The sequence below is a fragment of the Bacteroidales bacterium genome (genome assembly GCA_017521245.1).
GTDB lineage: Bacteria > Bacteroidota > Bacteroidia > Bacteroidales > G3-4614 > Caccoplasma_A.
Map to the genome: position 1 here is coordinate 99,062 of JAFXDI010000018.1, position 11,878 is coordinate 110,939.

Here is an 11,878-nt window from a genome sequence, read left to right on the forward strand (position 1 = left end):
AAGCCTAAAACTTCATATTTTAATAAATTGAACTATTTTAAGACCTTACATTCTTGTAAATTGTATGTAGTTCTCAATATGTTGTTTGTTGCTTATGTATAGGTCATTGTTAAGATTCATTATAAATATATTCTTATCTCGAGCGAGCCATCCCAAAGCAGTATATAAATCAGATTCGTTTATTTCTAATCTATATCTAATATTATCTGCTTTCATAACATAAACATCATTTAACAACTCCCAAATCTTATTCGCGTTATGCGATATAACATATCTTCTCATAATATTACATTTTATAAATGTAACATTTAAGAGATATAAAATGTTTAAAATGAGAGTATCCTAATAATTAATCAATTGAGACACCTTCTATTTCGCTGTTATTAAATCCCGAAGAAGTTGCACAATTATTGTCTTTTACTAAAAGTAGCCATATAACTAAAATTATGGCAATTATAATTAAAATGTACTTAACAATCTCTTTTTTCATATATGTAGTTTTGCATATATAACAACTAAGATGTTATATATGTTTGTCGTTCCATATATTCCAAGCGGCAATTGCTTGTCCTTCAAGCATTTCTAGTCCATTTTTAACTTTTGCCCCTCTCTCTGTGGCTAATCTCATAAATAATGTCTCTTGAGGATTGTATATTGTGTCAAATACAACATGCTCAGGTGTCAAAAATTGATATGGAATATTTGGAGCATTATCAATATTAGGGAACATACCAACAGGCGAAGCATTAACAATAATGGAATATTCCATCATTATCTCTTCTGTAAGTTGATTGTATGTGATAACGTTTGGTTTTGCAGTTCTTGAAACATATAGGGTTTCTATCCCTATTTTATTTAAAGAGTATTCAATTGCCTTAGAAACACCTCCCGTTCCTAAAATAAGAGCCTTCTTGTTTTTTTCTCCAATAAGAGGAGTGATAGAGTTTGTAAAACCTATAATATCTGTATTGTATCCCTTTAGAATAAGCTTGTTGTCTCTTCTAATAAATTTAATAACATTGACAGCTCCAATATTCTTTGCTTCGTTATCAATTTCATCAAGTAGGGGTATTACCGATTTTTTATGAGGAATAGTTACATTGAGACCATATATCTCATTGCTATATATAATATCTTTAAGGCAATTTATATCTTCAATCTCAAAGTTTATATATTCTGCACAAATATTTTCGTTCTGGAATTTGTCATTAAAATATTTTTTTGAGAAAGAGTGACCTAAAGGAAATCCAATAAGTCCGTAAGTTTTATTTTTCATCAATTGTAATTTTTTAAAATATCAATAATATTGTATTCGCCTTTTAATATATTCACAATATCTTCTATTTCCATCTTGGCAATATATTTTGATACAATCTTATATCCAATCCATTTGCCTATTTCGCCCGGTACATCACCATTTAAAGCAGAGCAGTAAGGGGCTTCATTAATATATTTAGAGTAGATAAAAGGATCATTTGAATATAGATGGTTCGATTTTATAATAGCATCCCAAATAAGCGATTCATTCTCTTCGCACCACTTAATTTTCTCCTTATCATACGCAAGAATATCATCTACCTTGTAATTATCTAAAATCTTCTCAATTACATAAATAATAGCACCTTCGTAAATCATACCATCAATTAAATTTTCAGTATTGTGAGGGTATTTTGCGTATAACCAACCCCTGAAAATATCAGGGACAATCATTTTTCTCTCTTTCTTGGGTAATTGATATTTGTAAAAAATACCATCATAACCCTCATAATCACAGCCTAAATAGTTGTCAAGTGATATTGATATAAGAGAGTCGCTTGTAATTATCGAATATCCAAATGGAGATACATGAGTATATATTTTAGGAATATATGAATCTTTAAAAATTTTAGAGTATCTGACATATGCTTTACTTAATATCAACTCTTCTTTTTCCATAGTTGGGAATTCTTGAATAACATCTTTGTAAAGTTTATTGAAATGCGAATTTTTTAATATCGAAGAGATAAACTCTACTTTAGATTTAGCGTCTAAACTATCAGAACTCCCTTTTAGTATAGAGTGGTAATATATAGCGAAAAGGTCTGCATATTTGTTCTCAAAAACAGAAAAAGCAGAATCGGTGTAATTCTCTGAGATATACAATAAATCTTTATCAAAACGATTTATCGTATGGCTGTTATCTTTGCTATTACAGCATTGCCATAATATAAAAGGAATAAATATTAAATAGTACCAATATTTCATTGTAGATATATTTAAGTTGTAAAGTTACTAAGATGTTTAAAAATAAACTACAATATTAAGGTAAATATGATAAAAAATACATTTATAATTAAAAACTGTATTATAAATAATCTAATAAAGTTAAATTATTTGTATCTTTGCTTAAACTTGAATATTAAGGGATAATAGAGTATAAAATGAATGCATCTGAAAAAATATTACTATTAATATCATTAATCTCCATAATATTTATTGGCATATTAACAAGTGCCAATACCTATGCTCAACAAACATTTACCGTTGTATTGGACGCCGGTCATGGAGGTAAAGATCCTGGAGCCTTAGGGAAAAAAATTCAAGAGAAAGACATTAATCTTGATATTGTTTTAAAATTGGGCGAAATGATAGCCAGAAACCATCCCGATGTTAAAGTAATATATACACGTAAAAAAGATGTTTTTGTTGAGTTAGGAGAGAGAGCGAGGATTGCAAATTCAAATAATGCCGATTTATTTATCTCTGTACACACCAATGCAGCAAAATCAAAATCTGCACAAGGTACAGAAACCTATGCTTTAGGTTTAGCTAAATCAGAAGAGAACTTAGAGGTCTCAAAACGAGAGAACTCCGTTATCTTATTAGAAGACGATTATACTACAAAATATGCAGGATTTGATCCAACCTCAGCAGAGTCGTATATAATGTTTGAATTTATGCAGAGTATCCATCTTGAACAAAGTATAAATTTAGCATCATTCATTCAAGAACAATTCAGAACCAATGCAAACAGAGTAGATAGAGGAGTAAGGCAAGGTCTGTTCTGGGTATTAAGAGCAACAAGTATGCCCAGTGTATTAATAGAAGTTGGCTATATATCAAATGTTGTAGAAGAGAACTATTTAGTTCAATCCAATTCACGAACAAAGATGGCTGAATCTATATATAATGCGTTTTCGCACTATAAGGCAGATTGGAGCAGAAAACAACAAGGTAAAATTGCTGCTCCAAATAACGAATCAAAACCTTCTGTAAAAAATAATGAGAATTCTCAAAAAGTGGTTGAATATACATCAGAAGAGAATCAAAATACAAAATCAGAGATATTGGATAGCAAAGAAGATTATAGAATTCAGATATTTGCATCAGAAAATATTTATAAACAAAACTCTTCATTGTTTAAAGGACTAACGCAGATTAGATATTATAAAGAGAATGGACTATATAAATACACTTACGGAAGTTTTGCAACTCGACAAGAAGCTCTAAAAGAGTTGCCAAAAATTTCAAAACTTTTCAAAGGTGCTTTTGTTGTCCATTTTAAAGGAGATAAGAAACAATAAAAATCAGATAAATATGAAAAAGTTTTTCACAAAAGAGGTAAAAATTGCATTGGCAGTAATAGTATGCGGAACTCTATTAGTCTTTGGAATTAACTTTCTAAAAGGAGTAAACCTGCTTACACCTACCAATTATTATAATATTTCGTACGATAATGTATCGGGACTCGCTTTGTCAGCGCCGGTCAATATTGAAGGATATAAAGTAGGATTGGTAAGAGATATTAACTATGATGTTAATACAGGAAAGATAAATGTTCAAATAAGTATTGAAGATAATATTAAGTTGCCCAAAGGAACAACTGCTGCATTGGCATCTGATTTATTGGGGACATCAACAATATCATTAATGCTTAATAGAGAGTCTCAAGAGTATTATATTTCAGGCGACACTATCCCAACTCAAAAAATGCCAGGAATGATGTCTGCAATAGAAGATGATATATTGCCTCAAGTAAATAATATCTTACCTAAATTAGATAGTATATTATCAGGAATAAATGTAATGGTAAATAATCCGGCATTAACAGAGTCTGTCGATAAAATAGATAATATTGTAGCTGATATAGAGGTAACAACATCGCAACTGTCGTCATTAATGCAAACAACATTGCCGGGTGTAGTTTCTAATGTTGATACATCATTAGTTAATATAAAAGAGTTTACAGCACAATTGAACGAAGTTGAAATACAAAACATAGTATCATCACTTGATTCAACACTAGCAAATGTAAAATTATTGACAGATAAGATGACTGATAAAAATAGTACATTAGGAATGTTGTTTAATGACAAGGCAATGTACGAGGGTATTGTAAATGCACTCCAAAGTGCTGATTCGTTACTAATAGATTTAAAAGCACATCCAAGCCGATATGTGCATTTTTCACTAATAGGTAGAAAAGAAAAATAAAATATAAAATATTTTCTTTATTTAGATTCATTCTAAATAAGTAGAATAATTATACAAATACCAGAAATTAATAATTAATCCGCATTTTAGTCGGATTAATTATTTTTATACTGTAAAATTGCAATATTTTGATTTTTATAAAACCCTGATTTATAAAGTGTTTAATATTTGAAATATGTTATTCAACATAAAAATACAGGTAATTGTTAATCTCGTATAAATCAGGCAGATAAAATATAAATTAAATAAGCAAAAAAAAAGTATGTTTTTTTTATCGAAAATTATTACAAATTTTGTATCGATTTGATTATAGATAAAACAAGGATTTTTAGCAAAAGATGACAAACAATTTAGATAATAAGTGGGCACAATGTCTTCAAATAATTAAAGACAATATAGGTGAACAACAATACAAAAGTTGGTTTTTGCCTATAAAGGTGTATAGCTTAGAAGATAACATATTAACACTATCTGTTCCAACTATATTCTTTTGTGAATATTTAGAGGAGCACTATCTTGATCTTATAAAAAAGACCTTGATACGTGTATATGGCGATGGTATTCAGTTAAGATATAGAGCGGGAGTGGTTGAGAATCCAGAGGTCTCAGTCGAGGTTGCTCCAACTACTCAAAAAAGTGGAGTAAAATTTACAAAGAATATCCACTCAATCTTTAAGCAAGATGTTTACGAAGAATTAGATTCTCAACTAAATTCAAATTATAAATTTGAAAACTACTATGCAGGAGAGAGCAATATGTTAGCTCGTACTGCAGGATTGTCTATTGCTCAAACTCCCGGTAAATCAGCTTTTAATCCTTTGTTTATTCATGGAGAGTCAGGTGTAGGTAAAACGCACCTAATGCAAGCAATCGGACATAAGATAAAAGAGTTGAATCCTCGTGCGCGCGTACTATATATATCATCGCACCTATTTCAATTGCAATTTGTAAATGCAACACGCAGTAATACGGTGCCAGACTTTATTAACTTCTATCAAAGTCTTGATGTATTAATGATTGATGATATTCAAGATATGGCAGATAAAACACAAACACAAAACACATTCTTCCATATTTTCAATCATCTTCACCAAAATAATAAGCAGTTGATATTATCATCTGATAGACCTCCGGTTTCGTTAGGTGGAATATTGCCTCGTCTAATATCTCGATTCAAATGGGGATTATTAGCTGAGGTAGAGCGCCCTGACTATGAATTGCGTTATAATATATTAAAGAACAAAATTCAACACGATGGACTACCAATCACAGATGATGTTGCCAGATTTGTTGCACAAAATATATCTGAGAATGTCCGCGACTTAGAGGGAGTGTTGGCATCATTAATGTTCCGAGCAACTACGCTTAAAAAAGATGTAACACTTGATTTAGCAGAAAAAGTTCTATCGACAAGTGTAAATATTGAGAAGAAGCAGATTACAATAGAACTAATAAAAGAGAAAGTATGTGCCTTCTATAATATGGATGTTCAACTCTTACAAGCAAAGTGTCGCAAGAGAGAGATTGTTCAAGCACGTCAAATTTCAATGTATCTTTCAAAGAAATACACCGAAAGTTCATTACAGCGAATAGGTGCAGAATTAGGAAAGAAAGATCATGCAACTGTGTTACACGCTTGTAAAACGATATCCGATTTGATAGAGATTGACAAAACAATCAAATCAAATGTAGAAGAGATAGAAGCATCATTAAGAAGATAAGAAAAGAGAGCCGCGGCTCTCTTTTCTGTTTATAACATATATTGTAGTAAAACAATAGCAATTTTATTATAAAAATCCTTGTTGTTTCAAAACTCTAATAAATTCATCAGATAGGCGAATATTATCATCTTTCTTATATCTGATATCGGTAAAAACTTGAGCAAGAGATTGCTTATTGTTTTCGGCAATAAAACGCTTGTTCTCTTCAATCTCCTCTTTATAGTCATAAATATTTGAAATATCCTCTTTGTTGTAATCAGAATAAACTTCAGTGTGAATAAATCCATTTACATCAATTCTGTCAGTTAATTCTGGAATTTCGGCAGGATAGCCAAGAGTAATAGTAATGAGAGGAACTGTAAGTTTTGGCAAATTCAATAAATCAATAATACCGGCTGCATTATAAGTAGTAGTACCAATATAACAAATACCCATACCCTTGCTCTCGGCAATAGTACAAAATTGTTGCGCAATAATAGTTGTGTCTAAAGCAGCGGACATAAATGAGTGAAAATTATTATAACCTGGCGTAGCATCGGAATAGTTGCACCATTTTGAAAACCTATTATAATCAACACAGAATGTCAATACGGCCTGTGAGGTCTTAATCATAGGTTGATTAAAGTGCAGGGGAGAGAGTAGCTCTTTGCGTTTATCATCTTTTGTAATCACTACACTATAAAGTTGCATATTCCCAGTTGTTGATGCTCTTGATGCAATTTCAAGCATTTCATTAATCTCTTCAATAGAGATTGATTTATTGCTATATTTTCTAATACTTCTTCTGTTAGTAAAGTCAAAATAGTTCATTATTGTAATAAAGTTTAATAAAATAATAAATAAAAATAATGATTAATAATCAATATTAATATTAAATGAAAAAAGTAGCACTAAGATATACAATATAATCAAAATATGCAAATAAAAATATGTATATCAAACAGTGAAAATCTGCTTTATAACATACATTTTCGGGAAACAAATTATATCTCGATTTTACAACAAAATTTCTTTTTGGGAAACTTTTCAAATTATCAAAATTTATAAACCGCTAATAATCAAGGGTTAGATATTTTATTTTGGGAAACTTTATAAAATTGTTAGTAACTTTATTGAAAAAAATTTTGTCATAACAAATATTATGCGTAAACTTGCATTGCTAAAAATTCAAAACAAAATTTTAATCAAATCAATCAAAAAAAGTAATAGTTGTAGGGGCTGTGAAGTCCCTCAACTAAACTTTTTGCAAAACAGAAAATTAAAAAAACAGAAAAATATTAAACAAAACCTTTAACAAAACAAACAGAGATGGATCAGAAGATTTATTCTTTCGACGAAGCCGTTAAAGCAACGGTAGAATACTTTGGTGGTGATGAATTAGCAGCCAGAGTATGGGTGAACAAGTATGCATTAAAAGACTCATTCGGTAATATCTTTGAAAAAACGCCTGATGATATGCACATGCGTTTAGCTAAAGAGATAGCTCGAATTGAGAAAAAGTATGCAAATCCAATGACAGAAGAGCAATTAATGGAACTCTTCCGTAACTTCCGTTATATCATACCACAAGGAAGTCCCATGAGTGGAATTGGAAACAACTATCAAGTAGGATCACTCTCAAACTGTTTTGTAATTGGAATGGAGGGAAATGCCGACTCTTACGGAGGCATTATGAAGATTGATGAGGAGCAAGTTCAGTTGATGAAAAGACGTGGTGGAGTAGGTCATGACCTATCTCATATCCGTCCCAAAGGCTCACCTGTTAAAAACTCAGCCTTAACATCAACAGGATTAGTTCCATTTATGGAGCGTTACTCAAACTCAACACGCGAGGTAGCACAAGACGGACGCCGTGGAGCATTGATGTTGAGCGTATCAATCAATCACCCCGATTCAGAATCATTCATCGATGCAAAAATGACCGAAGGCAAAGTAACTGGAGCCAACGTATCAGTACGCATCACTGATGAATTTATGAAAGCCGCAACAGAAGGTAAACCCTTCATGCAAAAATACCCTGTTGATTCAGAGAACCCAACAGTAACAAAAGAGGTTGATGCAAAAGCAATATGGGAAAAAATTGTACACAACGCATGGAAATCAGCAGAACCAGGAGTACTATTCTGGGATACAATCTCACGCGAGTCAGTACCCGACTGTTATGCCGATCTTGGTTTCCGTACAATATCAACAAACCCATGTGGAGAGATACCTTTGTGTCCATACGACAGTTGCCGTTTGTTAGCAATTAACCTATACTCATACGTAATAAACCCATTCACTCCCGAAGCATATTTCGATTTTGACCTATTCAAATCACACGTACGCGTAGCACAACGTATCATGGACGACATCATCGATTTGGAGATGGAGAAAATTGAGAAGATAATCGAGAAGATTGAGTCTGACCCAGAAACAGACGAGGTAAAAAATACCGAGTTATGTTTGTGGAACAAGATACGTACAAAAACATTAAAAGGACGCCGTACAGGAGTAGGAACAACAGCCGAAGGAGATATGATAGCCGCAATGGGCTTACAATACGGAACACCCCAAGCAACCGACTTCTCAGAGAGCGTACACAAAGCATTAGCAATAGCAGCATACAAATCATCAGTAGAGATGGCACAAGAGCGTGGAGCATTTGAGATATTTGATGCAAAACGCGAGGAGAACAACCCATTCATCAACCGCTTAAAAGAGGCAGATGCAGAGTTATATGCAGATATGGTAAAATACGGACGCCGTAACATCGCATGTTTGACAATCGCACCAACAGGAACAACAAGTATGATGAGTCAAACAACATCAGGAATTGAGCCGGTATTTATGCCAGTATATCGCCGTCGTCGTAAAGTAAACCCCAATGACACAGATGTACATGTTGACTTTACAGATGAAAACGGAGATGCATTTGAAGAATACACAGTATTCCACCACAAATTCCTAACTTGGATGGAGATAAACGGCTATGAGAAAAAAGAACGTTACACACCAGAAGAGATAGAAGAGTTGGTATCAAAATCACCATACTACAAAGCTGCATCAAACGATGTAGATTGGTTAGAGAAAGTAAAAATGCAAGGACGCGTACAAAAATGGGTTGACCACTCAATCAGCGTAACCATCAACTTGCCATCAGATGTAACAGAAGAGTTAGTAAACAAACTATACGTTGAAGCTTGGAAATCAGGATGTAAAGGATGTACAGTTTATCGCGATGGCTCACGTGCAGGAGTCCTAATCTCAATGGACGACAAAAAAACACCATGCCCATGCGAACAAGAAGTAGTACACCACGATTTAGTACGTCCAGCCGAGTTGGATGCCGATGTAGTACGCTTCCAAAACAACCGTGAAAAATGGATTGCATTCATTGGATTACAAAACGGACGTCCATACGAAATCTTTACAGGACTTGCCGATGATGAAGAAGGACTATTGATTCCAAAGAGCGTAGAGAACGGAAAAATCATCAAAGTAACCGATGCAGACGGAAACAAACACTACGACTTCCAATTCCGTAACAAACGCGGATACAAAACAACCGTAGAAGGACTATCAGAGAAGTTCGATCCCGAGTATTGGAACTATGCAAAACTAATCTCAGGAGTATTACGCTACGGAATGCCAATTGACAAAGTAATGAAGTTGGTAGCAAGTTTGCAACTTGATAGCGAGTCAATCAACACATGGAAAAACGGAGTAGAACGTGCTTTAAAGAAATACATCCCCAGTGGAACAAAAGCAACAGGACAAACATGTCCAAAATGTGGCGAGACACTAATCTACCAAGAAGGCTGTTTACGTTGTCCAACTTGCGGATACTCAAAATGCGGATAATTAATTTCAATTAGGAATGAGTAATTAGAAATTAATTATCAAACTACAAAAACAATAAATACGAATAAAGCCCCAAACTTGGGGCTTTATTGTGTTATAAAAGTTTATATCCTCTTAGACCTTAATAGGCTTATACATTATTTACTCAAAGGATTGCAAGATAATCTTACTCCAAGAACTAAGTAAGGATCTTTATAGTGCGGGTTTACTCCAATTTGTGCAAATATGGGTATTGACAAATATTTGTTTATAAATATATCTTTTGAGATTTTCATATTTAAATCTACAACTGCAAATTTATTGGTCTTAAATGATGAAGTAGAGTAGGGGGTTGCTCCAATCTCAAACGCTATATCAAACTTTGGTAGGGTTATTGGTACTCCCACGCTCATATATGAAGTGTATGCTCTCTCTCCTTTACTATTTACTCCGTCATATCCGGCAATGGTTGTAAACCACTTAAAAGCAAAGAATTTGCGACTATATCCTGCGTGAATCTCAATTTGATGATTATCATTGAAGTTTGTAAAACTGTTATCTTCAACCATATTCTTGGGATAGAATGATATGTAATCAACCACTGAAAATATAAAACCCCTATTGTAGTATCCTAATGTTAAATCCAATTCTTTAAAGTTGTTGTTGTCAAAAGGAATATATGCCCAACCATTTAAAAATGCTCCTTTATACGAGAAAGTAATATCGGGTTGAAACGAGCCTTTACCATATTCAACTCCTCTTATAACATATTTACTCACAATACCAGCTCCCATATTAATGGTAAAACTATCTTGTGCTGTACTTTTTGTAAATACTGCAAACAGGACAATGAATATGAGAACTACTTTTTTCAATTTAACACTAATATACTAATTCGTGATATAGCAAGTTATTTTTAAAGAAGAGTAGTTGATATTCAATAGAACTATTCCAATACTCAAGATTGTGAGTACCCGGACGAACAGTATAGTCGTGTTTAATTCCTCTCTTCAATAATTTTTTATGAAGATTATTATTTACATTATAAAAGAAGTCCTCTGTACCGCAATCAATAATTATTTTTAAATCTCCGATGTTTAAGTTTTCAATCTGGTTATAGATTGAAAACTCGTTCCATATCTTCTTGTTTTTTCGTTTTTCTCCCAATAACTCTTTCATATTCCAACTCTCCGGAAATTCTCTAATATCTACGCCTCCGCTTGTAGAGCCTGCAATACCAAATATATCAAGATGACGTATTGCAAGATACATTGCACCTTGTCCACCCATACTTAGTCCAGTAATTGCTCTTGATTCTCTGCTTTTTAGGGTGGGGTAGTTATTATCAATGTAGGGAATAAGCTCTTTTGTTATATATGTTTCAAATTTTATAGTGTCGCATATTGTACTATCCCAGTACCAACTTTTCTCTCCATCGGGGCATACAAATATCATTTCGTACTTGTCGCTATACTCTTTAAGTTCGGGCTTAATCTTTAACCATGAACCATAATATCCACCATGACCATGAAGTAGATACACAGTAGGATAATTTTTACTTTCATCATTAGGAGTTATAACAACACACTTTAAATCTCTATTCATACTATTGCTATGTACTGCAATAGTATCAACTTTTGCGGCATATAAAGTTGTTGTAAATAGTAGAATAAATAACAAGATAATACCTCTTTTCATATATTATAAGCATAATTATACCTCAAAGATACGAAGAACTTGCGTAAAAATGGCAGAATGAGGGCAAAATATGATAAGTGGTTGGTACTTATACCATTTTTGTGTTATCCCGCCATATTTCTAATTTCGGCAGAAATAGCCGTATATGGTGGGTATTAGAGAAA

Annotated in this window: 11 protein-coding genes; 4 read left to right on the forward strand and 7 right to left on the reverse strand. The window is 32.8% G+C overall.

The window, feature by feature from the left end:
• Positions 1-45: 45 nt before the first annotated feature.
• The 4 genes from IKK64_04215 to IKK64_04230 all read right to left on the reverse strand — a co-directional run bounded on the left by IKK64_04215 (position 46) and on the right by IKK64_04230 (position 2,244).
• Positions 46-282, reverse strand: coding sequence for a winged helix-turn-helix domain-containing protein (locus IKK64_04215; protein MBR4119265.1), 237 nt, complete (start codon positions 280-282; stop codon positions 46-48).
• Positions 283-349: 67 nt separating this feature from the next.
• A complete protein-coding gene (locus tag IKK64_04220) occupies positions 350-490 on the reverse strand; it encodes a hypothetical protein (protein ID MBR4119266.1) in 141 nt (46 codons plus the stop codon).
• 33 nt (positions 491-523) lie between these two features.
• Positions 524-1,276, reverse strand: a complete 753-nt coding sequence (locus tag IKK64_04225; protein ID MBR4119267.1) for a shikimate dehydrogenase — start codon at positions 1,274-1,276, stop codon at positions 524-526.
• On the reverse strand, positions 1,276-2,244 hold the full coding sequence (locus IKK64_04230) for a hypothetical protein (GenBank protein ID MBR4119268.1): 969 nt from the start codon (positions 2,242-2,244) through the stop codon (positions 1,276-1,278). The genes IKK64_04225 and IKK64_04230 overlap by 1 nt, the downstream gene beginning before the upstream one ends.
• Before the next feature lie 176 nt (positions 2,245-2,420).
• Between IKK64_04230 and IKK64_04235 the strand changes: the two genes are divergently transcribed.
• The 3 genes from IKK64_04235 (at position 2,421) to dnaA (ending at position 6,194) form a co-directional block, all read left to right on the forward strand.
• The gene (locus tag IKK64_04235; protein MBR4119269.1) at positions 2,421-3,563 is read left to right on the forward strand and encodes an N-acetylmuramoyl-L-alanine amidase; all 1,143 of its coding nucleotides are present in this window, start codon (positions 2,421-2,423) and stop codon (positions 3,561-3,563) included.
• Between the two features lie 13 nt (positions 3,564-3,576).
• Positions 3,577-4,473 carry an MCE family protein gene (locus IKK64_04240; protein MBR4119270.1) on the forward strand — a complete coding sequence of 299 codons (897 nt, stop codon included), beginning with the start codon at positions 3,577-3,579 and terminating at the stop codon, positions 4,471-4,473.
• 338 nt (positions 4,474-4,811) lie between these two features.
• The gene (dnaA, locus tag IKK64_04245) at positions 4,812-6,194 is read left to right on the forward strand and encodes a chromosomal replication initiator protein DnaA (protein ID MBR4119271.1); all 1,383 of its coding nucleotides are present in this window, start codon (positions 4,812-4,814) and stop codon (positions 6,192-6,194) included.
• 66 nt (positions 6,195-6,260) lie between these two features.
• On the opposite strand, the gene IKK64_04250 is transcribed toward dnaA, so the two are convergent.
• On the reverse strand, positions 6,261-7,004 hold the full coding sequence (locus IKK64_04250) for a nitroreductase family protein (GenBank protein MBR4119272.1): 744 nt from the start codon (positions 7,002-7,004) through the stop codon (positions 6,261-6,263).
• Positions 7,005-7,502: 498 nt separating this feature from the next.
• Here IKK64_04250 and IKK64_04255 point away from each other — a divergent pair, with 498 nt between their 5' ends.
• Positions 7,503-10,037, forward strand: a complete 2,535-nt coding sequence (locus IKK64_04255) for an adenosylcobalamin-dependent ribonucleoside-diphosphate reductase (protein MBR4119273.1) — start codon at positions 7,503-7,505, stop codon at positions 10,035-10,037.
• A 137-nt stretch (positions 10,038-10,174) separates the two neighbouring features.
• Here the strand turns inward: IKK64_04255 and IKK64_04260 are convergent, their stop codons facing one another.
• Positions 10,175-10,891, reverse strand: a complete 717-nt coding sequence (locus tag IKK64_04260; protein ID MBR4119274.1) for a hypothetical protein — start codon at positions 10,889-10,891, stop codon at positions 10,175-10,177.
• 7 nt (positions 10,892-10,898) lie between these two features.
• Positions 10,899-11,714, reverse strand: coding sequence for an esterase family protein (locus IKK64_04265; GenBank protein ID MBR4119275.1), 816 nt, complete (start codon positions 11,712-11,714; stop codon positions 10,899-10,901).
• Positions 11,715-11,878 lie beyond the last annotated feature (164 nt).

What these genes read in the sequence shown, in the direction of transcription:
- IKK64_04215 (MBR4119265.1), bottom strand. Translation starts at nt 282, where the DNA reads ATGAGAAGATATGTTATATCGCATAACGCGAATAAGATTTGGGAGTTG.
- IKK64_04220 (MBR4119266.1), bottom strand. Translation starts at nt 490, where the DNA reads ATGAAAAAAGAGATTGTTAAGTACATTTTAATTATAATTGCCATAATT.
- IKK64_04225 (MBR4119267.1), bottom strand. Translation starts at nt 1,276, where the DNA reads ATGAAAAATAAAACTTACGGACTTATTGGATTTCCTTTAGGTCACTCT.
- IKK64_04230 (MBR4119268.1), bottom strand. Translation starts at nt 2,244, where the DNA reads ATGAAATATTGGTACTATTTAATATTTATTCCTTTTATATTATGGCAA.
- IKK64_04235 (MBR4119269.1), top strand. Translation starts at nt 2,421, where the DNA reads ATGAATGCATCTGAAAAAATATTACTATTAATATCATTAATCTCCATA.
- IKK64_04240 (MBR4119270.1), top strand. Translation starts at nt 3,577, where the DNA reads ATGAAAAAGTTTTTCACAAAAGAGGTAAAAATTGCATTGGCAGTAATA.
- dnaA (MBR4119271.1), top strand. Translation starts at nt 4,812, where the DNA reads ATGACAAACAATTTAGATAATAAGTGGGCACAATGTCTTCAAATAATT.
- IKK64_04250 (MBR4119272.1), bottom strand. Translation starts at nt 7,004, where the DNA reads ATGAACTATTTTGACTTTACTAACAGAAGAAGTATTAGAAAATATAGC.
- IKK64_04255 (MBR4119273.1), top strand. Translation starts at nt 7,503, where the DNA reads ATGGATCAGAAGATTTATTCTTTCGACGAAGCCGTTAAAGCAACGGTA.
- IKK64_04265 (MBR4119275.1), bottom strand. Translation starts at nt 11,714, where the DNA reads ATGAAAAGAGGTATTATCTTGTTATTTATTCTACTATTTACAACAACT.